Origin of the sequence: Corynebacterium ammoniagenes DSM 20306, from assembly GCF_001941425.1 — a bacterium.
In the GTDB taxonomy this organism is placed as follows: domain Bacteria; phylum Actinomycetota; class Actinomycetes; order Mycobacteriales; family Mycobacteriaceae; genus Corynebacterium; species Corynebacterium ammoniagenes.
In genome coordinates this window covers 1,801,424-1,820,447 of the sequence record NZ_CP009244.1, presented here as the reverse complement: position 1 = coordinate 1,820,447, position 19,024 = coordinate 1,801,424, and the positions used below count along the sequence as shown (strand labels likewise).

Below are 19,024 nucleotides of genomic sequence, written 5' to 3'. Positions count from 1 at the left end.
GACCTATAGAAATATTGGGTTAAGTCATAATTGATGTAATTGAATTAAATCCGCTGGTCATGAACAACCAAGCAGCGCTACGTCGCCTGCTTGGGTGGCAGGCAGCGCTTTGCGGAACAGGGCAACTTTAACGAGGGAAAGTGGTCTACCCAACTTTGCGATTGGCTATACACAGCTGAATTTCAGTTAAGTAATCATATAACGATGGGACTTACTGGGGTTATAACAGAAGTGTAACGATTGCCTGTGAACGGGGATTATCACAAATATTCCACAAAAAATATCGACAGTGAATTACCCCACCTAATGTCCAGCGGCATTACAGCTAAAGCCGTGTTGGCAGGCGAGAATGGCGCAGCAGGTTAACCCATCAAGAATCCAAGGCTGAGCGATTAGCCATCCTGCTCTATACTGGCGGTTATGGCTTCTTACCTTATTCATGGACTCTGGCTGCCCGTTTCGGGCTTGAGTTTATGGATTGAACAGGTAGAAGGGCACAAAATTGTGACCCCTCAGGCAGTGCCGGAAGGAACTTTTCCCGCGAGCATCGACAAGCTGCTGGAGAAGAAGTCCTTTCGGACTCGATCACGTGTGTACTTACGCACTCCGAAAGGTAAAAATGTAGAGCTGATGGCTCCCATGGCACGATTTGGCCCTGCCGATGCCGTGCTTGCGTTATCGCAATTGGCATATCTTGATGATGAAGGCCAGCGCGCAACCGTCCCCGCTGAACAACGCGCGGCCATCGCTCCTGACCTTTTGTGGATTATTCGCGCTTATCGCGGACTGACTCGCTTTGCCCGCGCCGGACGCGTCACCATTCGTCTGAGCTACCAGGCCGGCGAGTGGTATCCAATGTGGCAGCTGGCCAATGGCTTGGGTGAGCGCGGATGGTTGGCGGAGATGATCGCTGCTGCGCCTGGAATTTTGACGATTAATAATCGTTCCTTGTCTGAGGATTTAGCCGATGACCTAACCCACTGGATTGTGTATACCCAGCTGGCGGATCTCATGCAGCAACCGCGGCCGTATCCCTGGCATGAGTTCGCAAAGTCCTTGTTGCAAACAACGCCGATTGCTCGCGGCCGGGCACAGCTTTTGCGTGGGCTCAACGAGTGGAAAGACTCGATTAACGCCGTTGATCTCGGCATGGTGTTCATTGTCGAAGAACCCTTTGAGACTGAATCAGAAATTGATGATTCACCATCAGCGCCGAAATCAGAAGACAGTGCGCTATGGCCAGTGCGAGTTTGCGTGCGCTCCGGGGCTGATTCACCGCGTCCGATTAAAGAAGGGCGCATCGATCGCAGCAGCATGGAAAAGCTGAAAGAATCACGTCGCCGCGCGATTAGCATCAGTCCGCGTCTGGACCCGAACAACTCCCGCACGCCAGCCTATTTTGACGAAGGCGCGGGGGACTGGGATGTCTACCTGGATACCACGGCGTTAGTGGAATTCGTCAGCACTGATGCCACGGCACTCAAAGGCGCTGGATATACCGTCATGCTGCCCAAGGCATGGACGCAGATGGCGGCATCTGCCAAGTTGGTCACCAAGGAACTGAGCGGGGATTCACCGCTGCAAAAGAAGCTCGGCATGGACCAGCTGGTCGAATATGACTGGAAGCTTTCGGTCGGCGATATGGAGCTGACCGAGGAAGAAATGCAGCAACTGGTCAGTTCCAAAACCGGTCTGATTCGCTTGCGAGGCGAGTGGGTGATGGCCGATCGCTCGGCACTGGGCAAGATTACCGAGTACATGGAGCAGTTAGCGTCGAATTCCAAGGCGCATTTGCGCAAGGAATTGGATGCGCTAGCACGCGAAGCGGAACGCATGCGCCTATTGGAAGAACCAGGCTGGCAGGACAAAGTTGCCGAGGTTGAGCGCAAGTTAGAAGAATTCAATAGCCAACTCGAAGAAGACGATACGGACTTCGGCGTGGCGACGATGTCCGAGCTGCGTGAATTGGCCTTGGAAGCTATGGCCAAAGAGCCCATTGAATTTACTGGCTCCCAGTGGCATGCCTCGATGTTGGGAGGCATGGAAACCCCGGCGCCTGCGAGGGTAGAGATTCCAGATTCTGTCCATGCAGAGTTGCGTGAGTACCAGCGCCGTGGTGTGGACTGGTTGTATTGGATGTCGTCTAATAACGTCGGCGCAGTGCTTGCCGATGACATGGGCCTGGGCAAAACTCTTCAGCTGCTTGCCTTGCTCGCTGTGGAAAAAGACCGCGGTGAGGCTCACGGCCCGACATTGGTTGTTGCACCGACTTCTGTGGTCGGCAACTGGGCGCGTGAAGCGCATAAATTTGTGCCAGATCTTAAGGTCATGGTCCACCACGGCGCTAACCGCCTCACCGATAAGGACCTTATTACAGAAGCGGAAAAATACGCCCTCGTCGTGACCAGCTATGGCACCATCAGCCGCGATTTTAAAGTCATGGGCATGGTGGAGTGGGATCGCGTGGTGCTCGATGAGGCCCAGGCGATTAAGAATTCATCGACACGCTCATCGAAGGCTGTGCGTAGCCTGCCGTCACGACACCGCATCGCCTTGACGGGTACGCCGGTGGAAAACCGCCTATCCGAGATGCGTTCCATTCTGGATTTCTGCAACCCCGGGGTGCTGGGCTCAGCGTCGTTTTTCCGCAATCACTTTGCATCCGCTATTGAAAAATACCAAGACGAAGATGTGGCCGAGCGTCTGCGTCAGCTCACCGGACCGTTTATTTTGCGCCGGTTGAAGACAGACTCAGCCATCATTGATGACCTGCCCGAAAAGACCGAAGAGATTTTGACGGTCACCATGACTTCCGAACAGGCAGCGTTGTACAAAGCGCTTGTCGATGACATCCAGTTGCGCATGGAAACAGCGCCGAAAGGCATGGCCCTGCGTGGACTGGTGCTGTCTTCGCTTACGCGCATTAAGCAGATCTGTAACCATCCCGCTCACTATCTGGGCGATGGTTCACCGGTCACGTCCAAGGGAAAGCACCGCTCGGGCAAGGTAGAAAAACTGATGGAAATCCTCGATTCCGCGGTCACCCACGATGAGCGAGTGCTGATCTTTACCCAGTACAAGGCTTTTGGCGATATTTTGCAGCCTTACCTATCTGCTCAACTCGGCGCGAAGATTCCGTTCCTTCATGGTGGCGTGACTAAGAACCGCCGCGATGACATGGTCACCGATTTTCAGGCAGCCGATGGCCCACCAGCGATGATCTTGTCGCTGAAAGCGGGCGGTACTGGCTTAAACCTGACTGCTGCCAATATCGTGGTGCACATGGACCGCTGGTGGAACCCGGCTGTGGAAAACCAAGCAACGGACCGCGCATTCCGCATTGGCCAAAGCAAGAACGTACAGGTGTATAAGATGATTACGGCCGGTACGCTAGAAGAGTCCATTCAAGATATTTTGGATGGTAAGACACAGCTGGCCGGAGCCGTGGTGGGCGAAGGCGAAGGTTGGATCACCGAACTGGATCCAGAGCAATTGGCTCAGCTGATGAGTTATCGAGAGAGGGAGAGCTAGATAATGTCACCTCGAGATACTCCTGATAATGACAAAAACAACGACAAGCGCGATCGTGCACAAGGCGTGCCGGGACGCGGTGACGAAGACAATGTCACCTACGTCAACTTTGGCAAACGCCGCAAGGTTACCTCGGCCGAGGAAACGCTGCGTGACGATGCCCAACCGGCCCAAGCCCCACTAGAAAACCTGCGGGATTCCATTGAGCAATCAGCAGTAGAGCACCATAACCGGCAGCAGCCGCGGTGGTCGAAGCGGATTACTTCTGACAAACCGCGCGATAGTATTTTCAATCCTGCCGCCGAGCGGATTATGAAATTCGTGACCACCACGACTGATTCCGGACGGCTGTCTCGCGGGCGTAAATATGCCCGGGCAGGACATGTTGTCGATTTGGATTTGCGCGTTGGCGCTATTCACGGACAAGTGGCCGGCTCACAAAACCAGCCCTTCTCTGTGCTTATCCAACTTCCATACCGCGATAAAAGTGATATTGAAAAGGTCACCGGGATGTTGGCGCGTAGCGCCAACTCCATTCGTCGTGCAATGCGCGGCGATGTGGACCCGGAAGTACTGGATATTTTGCTTGCTCCCACAGCTGACGATGTCCGCCTCGACTGTGACTGCCCTGATTACGGGCACGTGTGCAAGCACATTGTGGCTGTTGCCGATCGACTTGCCGCGCGTATCGATGCTGACCCACTAGATTTGTTCACGCTGCGCGGGCTCAATATCCATGCGCTAAACACCATGGTGATGGAGTCAGCACAAAGCATTGCGCAAGAATCGACGGCGGAAGCCGCCGAGGAAGATAGCGCACAGATGCCTGGTACCAGCCCAGCTGATACCGACAAGAACCGGGATTCTGCCACAAACACAGCAAGTTCTGCCTCCGCCAAAGCCCGATCAATCAACAACGATCTCTTTTGGAATGGCCGGGAAGTACCTGACATGCCGGAGCCCAAGGTTGCACCGGCAATTGATGATTCGGATCCGGAACTATTGCGCAAGGCGATGCGCGCGGTGTCTCACACCAACGTGGACCTATTGCGTGCCGTGAGTGATATCGAAGATCTTTACCACTTCATGACTGATAGAAGTACTTAAAACTGCAGTTCATCGCTTTGTCCGAGCTGCATGCTAGAACGGTGACATGACTACAACGACGTTTATTCATACTTCAGATTTCCAGTTGGGAATGCAACGCTGGTTTCTCACGGGGGAGGCGCAAGCGCGCTTTGACGATGCCCGCTTGGATTCCATTAAGCGCCTGGGGGAGCTCGCCGAACGCAGAGGAGCTGAATTTATCATCGTTGCGGGGGATGTCTTTGAACGAAATTCTTTAAGTAGCCAGGTCACCGGACGTGCGCGTGAAGCATTAGAAAAGCTACCCGTTCCAGTATTTCTGCTTCCGGGCAACCATGATCCGCTTGTTGCCGACTCGGTCTTTTATACCGCAGTGAATCAGGAAACTGCTCCGGATGTACGCGTGATTTCAGATACTGAGCCTTATAAATTGCGTGACGGGGTAGAAATCGTCGGTGCGCCTTTTAAAGCTCGAACCGCTACGTATGATCTCGTTGCTGACATGCTCGAGCCATTAGAAGCTACCGATACCATTCGTGTGGCCGTTGGCCATGGCCAGGTGCATGGGTGGGGTGACGCAGAGAAATTAGATTCCATCGATCTCAATAATGTTGAGGACAAGATTCGAGGCGGTGTCATCGATTATCTTGCGCTCGGAGATACACACTCCACTATGGAACTAGGCAGTACCGGTTGTGTGTGGTTTTCAGGCTCTCCAGAGCCCACGGATTTTAAACACCTTCCAGCCGGTGGTGGCGAATCTGACTCGGGCAACGCTTTAGTTGTCACCATTGAGAAGACTTCTGCCACGCAAACATCAGTCACCGTGGACAAAGAAGCCATTGGGCAATGGGTCTTCGAATCGATCGAGATGGATATCAACAGCGATGAGGATGTAAAGCGCTTTATCCAGCAGCTTCTAGATTATCCGGATAAACACCGCACGGTCATTAAATATGGGTTGCGCGGCACCATTAACTTGGCCGCACAAACCATGTTGGATTCTGAGATTGAGAAACTCGAGCCCGTCTTTGCTTCGTTGAAACCACGGCAGCGCGTCATGGATTTGCATCTTGCCCCAGAAGAAGATGAGCTGGCGAACTTGAATCTCACCGGCTTTGCAGCCAGCGCACTGCAAGAACTTATGGAAGATATTCATGCTGATCCTGATTCCATCTCCCGTGATGCAGCAAACTTGTTGTTTCGTTTGACTCGAAAGGATGCGTCTTAATCATGCGAATTCACTCCATCGAGCTCAAAAACTTCCGCGGGATTAAACATCTCAACGTCGAGGAAATCCCTGATACTGGCGTGACCGTTATTCACGGTCGCAATGAAGCTGGCAAGACCACAATCCTGCAGGCTATCGATACCTTAATCAAGCATAAATTCAAGAGTAAAAGAGCTGAAGTCCGAGCTCTGCAACCAGTTAATGCCGATGTCAGCCCAGAAGTTGCAATGGAATTTAGCGTTGGGCCGTACCGTTTAAAGCTTGCAAAGCGCTGGTTGCGGCAAAGCTCCGCGCTGTTGGAGGTTTTATCCCCTGGGCATGACACCTATACGGGAGAAGAAGCAGAATCTAAGCTCGATGAGATTTTGGACCGTTATCTTGACCGTAACCTTTTCGCCGCCATGTTCTTGGATCAAGATGACCTGCATGAAGGTATTAAGGCTGCGGGTATATCCAGTGTCGCTGGGGTTTTAAGTAATCAAACTGGTGAAGAGTCTGCACAGGGCGATGATGCCGAGGCGACGACTGAGTTGATGAAACAGGTAGATAGCGATTATGAACGCTATTTTTCCCTGCGCACTGGCGCAGAAGCTAAAGAGCTCAAGACCGCGCGTCAAGACTACACCGAAACGGCGAATGAATTAGCGGACTCTAGACAAGCACTTGCTGCCTTGGCCGACTATGTGGAGCGCTTTGAGCAAGCGCAAGAACAGCAACGTGACGCGGAAGCAAAGTTGCCGGAAGCCAAAGATGAAGTTACTGAATACGAGCAGCAACTGAAAAACATTGATGGCTTGCAAGCTGCGGTTGATGCGCGGGAGAAGGATGAAAAGGTTGCGCAGACCGATCTTGAGCTTGCCCAATCCCAGCTGAAGGAACGCCGAAAGCTACGTGAAGAGCTACAAACCGCGAACAAAAATGCGGAGGACATTAATGCCGCAGTCGCATCCGCGAAAGAGAAAGACGACGCGGAGAAAGAGGAAATCAAGAAGCTCAATGACGCGGTCGATGCTGCTCGGACTCGAGTGGATGAAGCGCGGAAGCGTGCTAAGAATTCTCGTTCTCAGTTAGAGCAACTTCAAGACCAAGTTAAAGCGCAGGAACTGCGTACCAAATCCGCCTCGGTGGAAGACTACGCTAAGCAATTAACAGAAATTCGTACCACACTGGAAAAATTTGGCCCTGCCATTTCGGATTCGGATGTACAGCGGGTTGAAAAGCGTGAACAAGACCTTGAACTCAACCGGCGACTGCGCGACGCAGCGGTAGCGAAGTTAGTATTTAGTGCCGACAACCCGCAGAGCATCACCGTTAACGGGCAAGATGTTGAAGTGACAAGCGCTGATTCGAGTGTAGAACTCACAGCGGGTTTAACCCTGAAAATCGGTGACGTGACCGCGCGCTATGAACCAGGCACCGGGGCGAATTCGGCGCAAGACCTTGATCGGGAGATTGAAAAGCTCACCGAGCTTTATGAAACCGAGCTGGAAAAGCTTGGCTGTAAAAATACGAACGAAGTCCGTGAAAAGCGAGACACGTATAAAGAGCTCGTCGCGCAGCGCCAGCAACTAGAAATTCAGCTGGACCGAATCCTCGACGGTGAGGACCTCGAGCAGTTGCGCGTCCGCGTGGCAGCCTTGGGCGAATCTCCGGAAGTCACAACGGAAAATGCGTCTGATGAGGATGCCATCGACAAAGCTAGGGCAGACATCTCAGCGGCAGAAGAGGCGGAAGAAAGCGCCAACAATGACCTGTCTAATGCTCAAGCCAAGTTAAAACCGTGGGAGGAGCGGCCAGCACATACTGCTTTGATCAGAATTGAATCCGAGGCTGAGCAAGCACTGAAGCTCAAAGAACGGCTGGCAGCTGACATAGAAAATGCCAATGAAAAGATCTCTGATGCTGAGCTAGAAGGTCAATTCCAAAAAGCTGAAGCCAAAGTCCAGGAATGCAAGAAGGCAGTACAAAAAGCACGCGAGGAACTTGATGCTGCCAATCCCGAATTGGCGCAAAGCTTGGCTGCTGGTGCACAAGCACAGCTGGTCAACTTGCAGAAACAATTGCGAGATTCCGAAAACCAGCAGAACACTCTCACCGGTCATATTCAGATGCAGACGGGAGTTGCCGAACGCGTAGAAAAGGCAGAAGCCGCAGAAGAACTTGCGCGAAATATCTTGGAGTCGATTGAACACCGAGCTGCGGCGGTCAGGCACCTGCGGGAGGTTCTTCTGCGTCATCAACGTGAGGCTCGCGAGCGCTATGCAGCTCCTTTTGCCCAGCAGTTGGGCCAGTTAGCTGGGCGTGTGTTCAACGGCAACGTGCAGTTCCACCTCAATGATGATCTGGTCGTGGAAAAACGTACCCTAGACGGGGTAACGGTTGGATTAGAAGATCTGTCCGGTGGCGCGAAAGAACAAATGGCGATCTTAACCCGTTTCGCGATTGCGCAGCTGCTATCACAAGGTGGGGAACAAGGGGCACCCGTTATGGTTGATGATGCACTGGGCAGTACAGATGCACAGCGCATCCGTTTGATGGCCACTTTATTTGCGGAAGTAGGAAAAGATTCGCAGGTCATCGTATTCACCTGTGAACCTTCACGCTATGACCGCGTGCCGGACAGTACCTTATTAGACATCGACCAACTTAAGGCTTCTGCACCCATAGGATAAAGTAAGACTGTTGAAGAATTTCTCTGTCAATAGTTTTCCTAAATCTCGATCCGCATTTTGATGCGGAGTCGTACCTTTTTGCGAATGAGGTTGAGGGCGGGGCGTCAATCAACTAGTTTGTCACCCCAAATAATCATATCTATCAACCTTTCGATTAGTTTAGGGTAAGTTAATTCCTATGATTGAACAGCCTCGGTGGTTAAACGACGATGAGCAAGAGCTTTGGCAGTTAATTCTTGCCGCGACTCGAAAGCTCGACCGAGGTATGGAAAATACTCTGCAAGCAGGCGGAGAGCTTTCCATGCCGGAATTTGCGGTATTAGCGACCTTGTCAGATGCAGAAGAACAGCAAATGCGTCTGCGTGAATTGTGCAATTTCTTGGAGTGGGACCGCTCCCGCACGTCCCACCAGGTCACGCGCATGGAACGTCGCGGATTATTGACGAAGTGCAAAAGTGTCGGCGATGCTCGCGGGGTCATGGTGCAATTGACTGAAGAGGGTTCTCGTCGCCTCGCAGCGTCTGCACCAGACCACGTTGAATCTGTGCGTCGGTTGGTCTTCGACCACCTAAAGCCCGAGGATATTCCGTCTTTGCAGCGCTTTTTGCAAGGGATTTTAGATGTGGACAACGTTCCCGGTTACGGCGAGTATTAATCGCACCGGAAAATACTCCGGGACTTCGGGGTAGATGTCAGAAAACATCAGTGAAAACTCAGGGTAGTTCCCTGATGTATTGACCGTGGCGGACGCGTTTAATGATGGGTGTAGAGAAAAACACACAGTGCTAGTGAGCACTAGCCCCATTAGGAGAAGTCAGTTCCCATGTCTAACCAATACGGCCAATATTCCGAACAACCAATTCAGCGTCGACGCCTGCAGCGCTCGACCACGAATAAGTACGTCGGTGGTGTCCTCGGCGGCGTCGCGGAGACTTACAACATCGATGACACCCTTGTCCGCGTCCTCTTCCTGTTGTCTTTTTTCCTGCCTGGCCCACAGCTTCTTTTGTACTTGGTCTTGTGGGTCGTTATCCCCGCTGGTAACTAAACGCTCTCACCGGTCACAATCTGTGGTGTGACGGCGTTTTTACTGAGCAAGGTAGAATCAATGGCATGATGAGCCAAGAGCTATTTGAGCGCCCGGAAAAGCAATATGAAAAATACTCGATTACTGCTTTTCCGGAGGAGTCCAAGATAATTGGAGATCCTGCACAGTTTGAATCGGCCGAGCCAACCGAGGAACAAGAGGCCGCAATGGAATCTATCCTCGAGTCTCATCCAGAAGCAGCGCTAACGTTTGATGAAACAACTGGGCTGTGGATCATCGGCGAGGAAGACAATCTTGAAGCCATGTTCGCCGATCGCGATGCGCTTGTCGATGCATTGGAATCCGATGATGGTTCGGCACGTCTGCTTGAGTCCGACTAAGTCGTTTGACCTACACGTGAAAGGGGGGAACCTTCCTTTCGCGAAAGGTTAGTATTTGTAACTTTCCTGTTATGATGGTTCAAGATAAGTAGCGCTCAGGTGAGTCGGAGGATTTAAAATGGCTGAATTAACACGTCACGAGACTGATGTAGAAGAAGCAAAGAATCGTGATGCCGAGAACGGTATTTTCCGTGAGGTCCTCGCATGGATCCCAGCAGCTATTGCGATGGCTGTTGTGCTTTTCGCCATGCTCTACGGTATGTGGTGGCTAGAGACTTCTTGGTAAAATTACCGCTAACCACGTAAAAACATCCCAGTGCTTATTGGCACTGGGATTTTGCATTTCCAGCCATACTTGACGGCTAGCTTGTGCCCAGCAAATGAAAAACAGCTAACTACCTGCAATAAATAAGGTAGTTAGCTGTTAAAAATTTTGTGTCCCCGACAGGGATCGAACCTGCGACCTTCGGTACCGGAAACCGATGCTCTAATCCGCTGAGCTACGGAGACAAAACACCGTTGCCTGAAGTTTCAAGCAACGGTGTAATTCTAACCTATGAGCTTCCTGCTAAGGAAACCGACCCACATCAACTAGTGCAGGCCTGGTGCATCGGTAGCAGTGGCGTGTCCTGTGCGCAGATAATCAACGACGATGTCGTCGACAACCTCGTTGCCAGCGGCGACATGGCCGTGGCCAGGACCATGTACGGTGACGACGTGAGAGTTCATCTGCTGCGCCATCTCACCGTGGTAGCGGTACGGAGTTTGAGGGTCGCCGGTGGCATTGATTTGCAGTGGCTGGACCTCAAGTCCGGCGCCATTGAGCGTCGGGTTCTTCGTAATTGGACCGCGGCCATTGCAGGCAGCACCTGAGGCAAACATTGCCGGTGGGGCAGCGAAGATATCGCCAACGACGTAGTTGCTCCACACATAGGTAGGCAGTGCCGCGTAATCAGCAGGCACGGTGTTTTCATTACAGATAACCAGGTTCTGGAAAGCCTGACCCTGCAAGAGTTGCGCCTGCTGCTGTTGCAGCTCATCCTGGGATGCTTCCTCCTGGGCTTCGTCGAGGCGCTCCGTGCCATTGATGTGCTTGGCTAGTGCGTCCCATTCGGCAGCCAAAGGCACCAAGCCTCGCGTGAGGTTTAAGGTGACCGAGTAGACCTGGTTAGCGCCTGGATTAAGAGCTGAATCGCGCAGGTTTTCTGCCTGTACGCGCAGGGGACCGGTAGCGGTCATGACATCAGCACCAGGTTGGCCGGCAAATTCTAGCCCTGGTGGCAGATCGCCGATTTCTGCTCCCGGTGGCAAGGCCGTTGGTCGAGCCCCTGCTTCGTGGGCTACTACGCCTGACCAGCGCTCGTAGACCTTCAGCGGAGTATCGCCCATCTTGTAGGTGGCGTTATTATCGGCCATCCAGGTAAAGAAGTCATTGAGAGCATTGTTATAGCCAGCTTCCTGGGAAGCGAGAATGCCATTCCACGCAGCCGATGGCTTCATCGCGGAATCGAGGACTACGCGGTCGGTGTGCTCGGGGTACAGCGTCGCATAGGTCGAGCCCAAGAAAGTGCCATAGCTAAGCCCCATCACGGACAGCTTTTCTTCCCCAAGAGCCTGACGCACCATTTCCCAGTCACGGGCCGTATTTTCAGTGGTCAAAGAGTTGGTATAGCCCGGGGTGGCCTGTTCACAGGAATTGCGAATAAACGAGCCCATGTTGACCATGGCATCGATAGGGCTGCCACCCATCGCGGTGCAGTCAACAGGAGTCGAGCCAGGCAAGCCACGAGGTTGTACACCAACAAAGTCCCACTCTTGGCGGATTTCTTCTGGCCAGGCAAATCCCTCGCTGGCGGCATAGCCATAAGCGTCTCCGCCTGGGCCACCGGGATTGCCAAACAAGACGCCGCGCTTGGCGGATTGGTCTAAGGCTTTAACTCGCACGAATCCGACGCTGATATTTCCAGCAGAAGGGTTCGAGTAATAGGTCGGCGCCTCAACACGGCCGCACTCTGCGCCATCGACGGTAACCTGGGCCGGGCATTCTTCCCAGGTGATCGACGGCGAGGTTTCTTGGGCTTGAGCTGCAATCGGTGGCGCTAGCATCGCAGCCAATGCCGTGGCGGCAGCGATGACTAGACGTGGGGTTTTCACGTAATGTCTCCTCAACACGTTCAATATGAGCTAAAAAGTTATAAGTTCCCGTTGAGAACCTTAGCAGTTACCTGATTACCCTGAAGGGAATTACTCAGGATATGAACATGAATTTTGCGTAACAAAAAGTGCTGTGTGGAATGCTTCGAAAAATTCCACACAGCACCTGGTGTTTACTGCGGCCAAGAAGCCACGAAAGCGCGGGTTACTTGACGATGACCACGATCAGATCACGTGGACCGTGCACCCCTTCGACTCGAGAGAGCTCAATATCGGAGGTCGCCGAAGGACCCGAGACCAACGTGGCGGGACGCTCAGGGTTAATCCGCGAAACCATCTCAGGTACGCCGTAAACAATCTGCGGGCTGCGCACGATGCAAATGTGACGATCCGGAACCAAGGTCAGGGCGCGGCGGCCATTGGTTTCACCTGATTCCAACACGATCGTTCCAGTTTGCGCACACGAGACCGTGGACTCGGTGACCACGGCATCGACAGCATCGAGCTCGCGCGGGTCAACATCGGTGCTATCAGCTGCTGCTTCGCCTTTAAAGTGAGCAAAAAGCTGGGTATCTAGCCCGGGTGCATACCGAATGGTTTCGCACGAACGCTCAGCCAAGATGTCGCCAATGGTCGCGGCAAGGTTGTCCTCATCGCAGACATGCACCTCGGCCTTGTAGTCTTCTAGCCTGTCGATGAGAATTTCGCGCAGCTCTTCTGGATTCGTCGTACCGCTGACGACGTAGTTGCGAGGAGCGTTGACAAAAGAGGGCAACTTCGCCGACTTCTGCGCAGTCCTAATGCGAGCGAGGATTTCTGTCTTTGCAGAAGCCATGGTTACTTGTCCTCCTTGGAGAGGTTATTAGGCTGAATACCCTCGGCGCGCGCGGCATCGAGCAGTGCCTGGGCGTCGTCGGATTCAAACCACTGACGGAAAGACTTCTTTGGTGGAACTGCAGTATTGCGCACTTCCGACCAGCCGCTCATAAACAATGGCAGTGATTCAATCACGCCGTTGAAGCCACCGAGCACACGACCGGCAAAGACCATGCGCGTGATTTGGTTCCACAGGAAGGGGTGCTTCCACGCTTGCTCGACAACTTTAAAGAGCTTGGATTCCACTGGTGGGGTCGCGTTGGTGACCTTTTGGTAGCGGTTTTCCAAGATGACATCGGACAGCGGGATTTTCACCGGGCAGACTTCATCACAACGGCCACACAGTGAGCAGGCATAAGGCAAGCTTGCCGATGGATCATTGTGGTCTTTCATGCCGGTCAACTGCGGGGTAAGCGAAATACCAATGGGGCCGGGGTACACCGAGCCGTAGGCGTGGCCACCAGCGCGTTCATAGACTGGGCACACGTTCAGACAAGCAGAGCAGCGAATGCACTTGAGTGCCTGTGAGCCAATTTCACTCGACAGCGCCGCAGTGCGTCCGTTGTCCAGCAAGACAATGTGGAAGTTTTGCGGACCGTCGCCTTCTGTTACTCCTGACCACAGCGAGGTATAAGGGTTCATACGCTCAGCGGTGGAGGACCGAGGCAGCAGCTGCAAGAAGACCTCGAGGTCTTGGAAGGTGGGCAGCAGCTTTTCGATGCCCATCAGCGTGATCAGCGTCTCGGGCATCGTCAAGCACATGCGGCCATTGCCTTCGGATTCCACGACGGAAATATTGCCATTTTCGGCAACGCCAAAGTTCGCGCCAGAGATAGCCACCTTGGCCTTCATGAACTTCTCGCGCAAAAACAGCCGGGATGCTTCGGCAAGTTCTGGTGGGTTGGCCGATAGCGACTCGTCCGTATTGGGCATCTTATTGACAAAGATGTCGCGAATTTCGGCGCGGTTGCGGTGAATGGCCGGCACCAGAATGTGCGACGGCTTATCATCGCCAAGCTGCACGATAAGCTCTGCCAAGTCGGTTTCTTGCGCATGAATGCCCGCCTCTTCGAGGTGTTCATTCAAGGCGGTTTCCTGGGTAGCCATGGATTTCACCTTGACGACCTCAGTTTCGCCGGTTTCGCGAATGAGATCAGTGATGATTGCGTTAGCCTCTTTGGCATCACGTGCCCAGTGCACGACGCCGCCGCGTTCGGTCACAGCCTTTTCAAACTGCTCCAGCAGTTCAGGTAGGCGTGCAGCGACGTCTTCCTTAATGGCGGAGCCAGCCTCGCGAAGGTCTTCCCAGTCATCGATTTCATCCACGGCGCCTTGGCGCTTATCGCGAATAGTTGTCGTGGCATGCAGCAGGTTACGGCGCTGGGTGGCGTTGTTAAGGCCATCGCGCGCTGCAGGTACGAAGCTGCGGTCACCGCGTAGGTTGCCGTAGCCTTCCGGGGCGCGTGGTGGGGTGGTATCTAGAAAGGTCGCCATTAGAGCATCTTCTCCCTGGAATAGATGGCTGTCGTTGGCGTCCATGGGTGTTCTTTGGTGGACGCGAGAATTTCTGCCATGTGGATTGAGCGAACGCCGGTTTGCTGGCGCGACAGTGAGCCGCCGATATTCATCAGGCAGGAGGAGTCACCGCCGGTGACGTATTCAGCCCCGGTGTCTTTGATGTGGCGAACTTTGTCAGTGACCATTGCCTGCGAAGTCTCAGCGTTTTTGATGGCGAAAGTGCCGCCGAATCCGCAGCATTCTTCCTTGTTCGGAAGTTCGACTAATTCGATGCCTTCGACTGCCTGCAGAAGTTGCATGGGACGATCAGCGAGCTTCAAAAAGCGCAGGCCGTGGCATGACGGGTGGTAAGTGACCTTGTGTGGGAAGAATGCTCCAACATCGGTCACCCCTGCGACATCCACGAGGAACTCGGGAAGATCCAGAGTCTTTTTTGCTGACTGCTTCGAGCCATCGACATCGGAGGAAGAGCCGAAGCGATCTGCCAGGCGGACGTGGTGTTCTCGAACGGCGCCGACGCACGAGCCAGAGGCAGCGACGACATAATCAATTGAAGGATCTGCGAAGGCATCATTGTAAGTGCGAATCATGCCCAAGGATTCTTTTTGATAGCCGGTATTAATGTGCATCTGCCCGCAACAGGTCTGTGCTTCGGGGAATACCACCTCATGGCCTAAACGGGCCAAGATGACGGCGGTTGCCTTGTGTGCGTCTGGAAACAATGAGTCTCCGATGCACGTGGAAAAAAGTGCGATTCGCAATGTACTGCTCCTTATGTCCCTCACTCGTGCGCGCGGCATGGGGTTCCCGCGTACGTGCGATAAAACGAGTTGAATTCGAAGGATTGGTATCTCACAGCGTACCCCCTACGGGTGGAGAATGCGTGTATTTAAAATAAAAGTAACTCGCCCCTGGCCTGCGGTTATTTCGCAATATTAGTGTTGCAGAATTCCGAAACCTGAGCGAGTTACATCGTGTGTAATGTGTGGAAATTATCCGACAACCGGAGCCATAAAGCTCAATACGTTCGATTGCAGGAAGACGAGGATGCACAGCAAGACAAGGAAAAAGAGGGAGTAGCCCACAACGGCCTTGAAAATCTTGGATTCTTCGCCTTCCATCTCTACCGCGGTAGCCGCAATGGCAAGGGACTGTGGCGAAATCATCTTGCCCGTAACACCACCGACAGTGTTGGCTGCCAGCAACAGGTCGGGGTTGATGCCGATGTTATTAGCGGCGGTGACCTGCAACTTACTAAACAGTGCGTTAGCGGAGGTATCCGAGCCTGTTACTGCGGTACCAATCCAGCCCAACAGTGGGGCCAGAATTGCGAAGATACCGCCCAGTGCTGCGAGATATTCACCCATGGCAACCGTTTGGCCGGAGTAGTTCATCACATAAGCCAAAGCCAGAACCAAAATAATGGTCAATGCCGCCCAGCGCATGCGGTAAGCGGTGTCCGTAAAGGCCTTCCAGACCTGCCCAGCATTAAGTGGGTATTTGCCATTGTCGTTGAACAGGCCATAAATGATGGCCACGATAATGCCTGCAATAAGGAGCAAGGAACCAGGGTTGCTGATGACCGCAATCGAATACGCGGTGGAGATTTCTTCGCCGTCAGTATCGGCCAACGTGCCGGTGAGCAATGGCCAGTCGAAGGTGAGGGTGGCCTTGGACAATAGGTCTGGCAACCAGGAGCCGAGGTTGGCTAGACCAAAGATGATCGTCACGACGGCATAAGGCATCAATGCCATCCAGATGCGGCCGCCAGGCAAATCAATATCAGTATCGTGTGGTCCAACATTCATGCGCTCACGCAATTCCGGAACACCCTTGGGGTTCCACACACGCAAGAATGCGAAGGCGGCGCCGAGCGAGACGATACAAGCAACGACGTCGGTGAGTTGGTACGCGAAGAAGTTCGAGGCAGCCCACTGTGCCAGGGCGAAAGACAAACCAATGACAAAGGCAGCGGGCGCTGCTTCCTTCACACCGCGGTATCCATCGAGGATGAACAAGATAATGAAAGGAACAATGAACGCCAAAAATGGGGCTTGGTGGCCAACGATGGCCGCGATATTTTCGGTCTGTTCCAAGGTACGTCCACCGACTTCACCCGCGGTGGTAATCGGAATAGCGACTGCACCGAAAGCTACCGGAGCGGTGTTGGCAATAAGCACGACGGTCGCGGCACGCAGCGGCGGGACGCCCAAGGCCAGGATCATCGTTGCGGTAATAGCCACTGGAGCACCGAATCCGGCGAGAGCTTCCAAAAGACCGCCGAAACAAAAGGCGATCAAAATGGTTTGGATGCGAATATCGCCTTCGCCGAGGATGTCGAAGGTGCGCCGCAAGTCTTCAAATCGGCCCGAAGCCACGGTGATTTCATAAAACCAAATGGCCATCACGATGACGAACACAATGGGCAGCAGGCCAAAGAGTGCGCCGCGACCTGCGGAAGACAGAGCCAGATCAATAGGCATGCCCATGCCGACGAGCGCAACAATAATCGAAGCAATAAGTGCGACAGCGCCGGATGTATGAGCGCGGGCTTTGACGCCGAGCAGCATGACAAAGAACGTTAATAGGGGAATGGTCGATACTAAGGCGGTTAAACCTAGGCTGCCGCCAATGGCAGCAGTATCTATTGCAAATCTCTCCATGGAGGTTTCCTTAGGTTAGGAGATTATATGGCCAGCAATCACACGTGATCCTCTTCACTTTATCGCCTTCGGTGGGTAGATGTTTCAATTTGGCTGTCCGTGGTGCGAGAAATTGTCTTGAGTGCGAGAAAACCTCCTGATCAGTACTTCGGATCGCGTTCTGGGAACTCACTTCCATGGTTTCACCAGCGGTGCGTTAAACTACTGTGCTATGACTCCAGCTGATTTATCCCTCTTGCTCAAAGAATCTGCCTTGCAGGTCTTTGAAAGCCATGACCTTGATACTTCCGTATTGCCTGAAGCAGTTACGGTTGAGCGTCCGCGCAACCCTGAGCACGGTGACTATGCCACCAATGTTGCATTGCAGGTAGCGAAGAAAGCTGGAGTAAATCCCCGCCAATTAGCTGAGTGGTTGGCTGAGGCCTTGGCGAAATCAGATGCCATTGACGTGGCAGAAATTGCCGGTCCGGGCTTTTTGAATATTCGTCTCGCCGCTGCAGCACAAGGTGAAATTGTTTCCCAGATCGCTGCAGCGGGTGCCAACTACGGCAATGGTGAGGCCATGGCCGATCTTAAAGTCAACCTTGAGTTTGTCTCTGCCAACCCAACTGGCCCGATTCACCTAGGTGGTACGCGTTGGGCGGCTGTCGGTGACTCCTTGGGCCGCATCTTTGAAGCCGCGGGCGCGACAGTAACTCGTGAGTACTACTTCAATGATCACGGTGGCCAGATTGACCGCTTCGCGCGCTCGCTGGTGGCAGCAGCCAAGAATGAACCAACCCCAGAAGATGGTTACGGCGGGCAATACATTCACGATATTGCTGCGGAAGTCCTGAGGCAGAAGGACGATGCTTTAGAAGGAACGCCAGCAGAAGTTCAAGAGAACTTCCGTTCCTTGGGTGTGGAGATGATGTTTGAGCAAATCAAACAGGATCTTCATGAGTTCGGCGTGGACTTTGATGTTTACTTCCATGAAAACTCACTGTTTGAATCAGGTGCCGTAGATAAGGCCTTGGATCAACTGAAGACTTCGGGCCAGATGTATGAAACCGAGGGCGCTTGGTGGCTCAAGTCCACCGACTACGGTGACTCCAAAGATCGCGTGGTCATTAAATCTGACGGCAATGCGGCATATATTGCCGGCGACATTGCCTATGTGGCGGACAAGTTTGACCGCGGCCACAACCTCAATATCTACATGCTTGGTGCTGACCACCACGGTTATGTTCCACGTCTCAAGGCCGCTGCTGCAGCCTTGGGCTATGACGCAGATGCTGTTGAGGTTCTCATCGGGCAAATGGTTAATCTCTTGCGTGATGGCGTAGCCGTGAAGATGTCCAAGCGTGCCGGCACCGTCATCACCATGAATGACCTTGTCGAAGCGATTGGCGTTGACGCTGCTCGTTACTCGCTGGTGCGTTCCTCCGTTGATCAGTCCATCGATATCGACCTAGGCCTGTGGGCTGCTCAGTCCTCAGAAAACCCCGTGTACTACGTGCAGTATGGTCACGCACGTTTGTGCTCTATTCAGCGTAAAGCAGAAGAAGCGGGCGTAACCTCCGACGCCGCTGACTTGTCCCTGCTCACTCATGAACGCGAAGGCGACCTCATCCGTACCTTGGGCGAATTCCCAGCAGTCGTGGCGGAATCAGCACAACTGCGTGAGCCACACCGGGTGGCGCGTTATGCCGAAGATCTGGCCTCTGTCTTCCACAAGTTCTATGACCAGTGCCAGATCCTGCCTAAGGCAGGCGATGAGGCAGAACCTATCCACGGCGCACGTCTTGCGCTGGCACAAGCAACCCGTCAGGTTCTGGCCAATGCCCTGGGCATGGTTGGTGTCTCAGCTCCGGAGAAGATGTAAA

Annotated in this window: 14 protein-coding genes and 1 tRNA gene; 9 read left to right on the top strand and 6 right to left on the bottom strand. The window is 53.4% G+C overall.

The window, feature by feature from the left end; genetic code table 11:
* Window positions 1-420: 420 nt before the first annotated feature.
* From CAMM_RS08285 to CAMM_RS12940, 8 genes are all read left to right on the top strand, one after another.
* Window positions 421-3,531, top strand: a complete 3,111-nt coding sequence (locus tag CAMM_RS08285) for a DEAD/DEAH box helicase (protein WP_003848605.1) — start codon at window positions 421-423, stop codon at window positions 3,529-3,531.
* A gap of 3 nt (window positions 3,532-3,534) precedes the next feature.
* Window positions 3,535-4,638 (top strand): SWIM zinc finger family protein, encoded by a 1,104-nt coding sequence (locus tag CAMM_RS08280; protein WP_003848608.1) that lies wholly within the window; start codon window positions 3,535-3,537, stop codon window positions 4,636-4,638.
* Window positions 4,639-4,684: 46 nt separating this feature from the next.
* Entirely contained in the window at window positions 4,685-5,848 is a 1,164-nt protein-coding gene (locus tag CAMM_RS08275) for a metallophosphoesterase family protein (RefSeq protein ID WP_003848610.1), read from the top strand.
* A gap of 2 nt (window positions 5,849-5,850) precedes the next feature.
* Window positions 5,851-8,520 (top strand): AAA family ATPase, encoded by a 2,670-nt coding sequence (locus CAMM_RS08270; protein ID WP_003848611.1) that lies wholly within the window; start codon window positions 5,851-5,853, stop codon window positions 8,518-8,520.
* A gap of 178 nt (window positions 8,521-8,698) precedes the next feature.
* Window positions 8,699-9,175, top strand: a complete 477-nt coding sequence (locus CAMM_RS08265) for a MarR family winged helix-turn-helix transcriptional regulator (RefSeq protein WP_003848614.1) — start codon at window positions 8,699-8,701, stop codon at window positions 9,173-9,175.
* Between the two features lie 168 nt (window positions 9,176-9,343).
* A complete protein-coding gene (locus tag CAMM_RS08260; RefSeq protein WP_003848616.1) occupies window positions 9,344-9,568 on the top strand; it encodes a PspC domain-containing protein in 225 nt (74 codons plus the stop codon).
* A gap of 65 nt (window positions 9,569-9,633) precedes the next feature.
* Window positions 9,634-9,948: a hypothetical protein gene (locus tag CAMM_RS08255; protein WP_003848618.1), complete on the top strand. Its 315-nt coding sequence runs from the start codon at window positions 9,634-9,636 to the stop codon at window positions 9,946-9,948.
* 118 nt (window positions 9,949-10,066) lie between these two features.
* The gene (locus CAMM_RS12940) at window positions 10,067-10,234 is read left to right on the top strand and encodes a hypothetical protein (protein WP_003848620.1); all 168 of its coding nucleotides are present in this window, start codon (window positions 10,067-10,069) and stop codon (window positions 10,232-10,234) included.
* A 150-nt stretch (window positions 10,235-10,384) separates the two neighbouring features.
* Here CAMM_RS12940 and CAMM_RS08250 read toward each other — a convergent pair.
* From CAMM_RS08250 to CAMM_RS08225, 6 genes are all read right to left on the bottom strand, one after another.
* Window positions 10,385-10,458, bottom strand: a tRNA-Arg gene (locus CAMM_RS08250).
* Window positions 10,459-10,539: 81 nt separating this feature from the next.
* On the bottom strand, window positions 10,540-12,054 hold the full coding sequence (locus CAMM_RS08245; protein WP_003848622.1) for an alpha/beta hydrolase: 1,515 nt from the start codon (window positions 12,052-12,054) through the stop codon (window positions 10,540-10,542).
* Window positions 12,055-12,307: 253 nt separating this feature from the next.
* Window positions 12,308-12,937, bottom strand: coding sequence for a LutC/YkgG family protein (locus CAMM_RS08240; protein WP_003848624.1), 630 nt, complete (start codon window positions 12,935-12,937; stop codon window positions 12,308-12,310).
* 2 nt (window positions 12,938-12,939) lie between these two features.
* Window positions 12,940-14,472 (bottom strand): lactate utilization protein B, encoded by a 1,533-nt coding sequence (locus CAMM_RS08235; RefSeq protein WP_003848626.1) that lies wholly within the window; start codon window positions 14,470-14,472, stop codon window positions 12,940-12,942.
* Window positions 14,472-15,257, bottom strand: a complete 786-nt coding sequence (locus CAMM_RS08230; protein ID WP_040356018.1) for a (Fe-S)-binding protein — start codon at window positions 15,255-15,257, stop codon at window positions 14,472-14,474. The genes CAMM_RS08235 and CAMM_RS08230 overlap by 1 nt, the downstream gene beginning before the upstream one ends.
* 231 nt (window positions 15,258-15,488) lie before the next feature.
* A complete protein-coding gene (locus CAMM_RS08225; RefSeq protein ID WP_003848630.1) occupies window positions 15,489-17,159 on the bottom strand; it encodes an L-lactate permease in 1,671 nt (556 codons plus the stop codon).
* A gap of 211 nt (window positions 17,160-17,370) precedes the next feature.
* Here CAMM_RS08225 and argS point away from each other — a divergent pair, with 211 nt between their 5' ends.
* Window positions 17,371-19,023, top strand: a complete 1,653-nt coding sequence (gene argS, locus CAMM_RS08220) for an arginine--tRNA ligase (protein WP_003848632.1) — start codon at window positions 17,371-17,373, stop codon at window positions 19,021-19,023.
* The last annotated feature ends 1 nt before the right edge of the window (window position 19,024 follow it).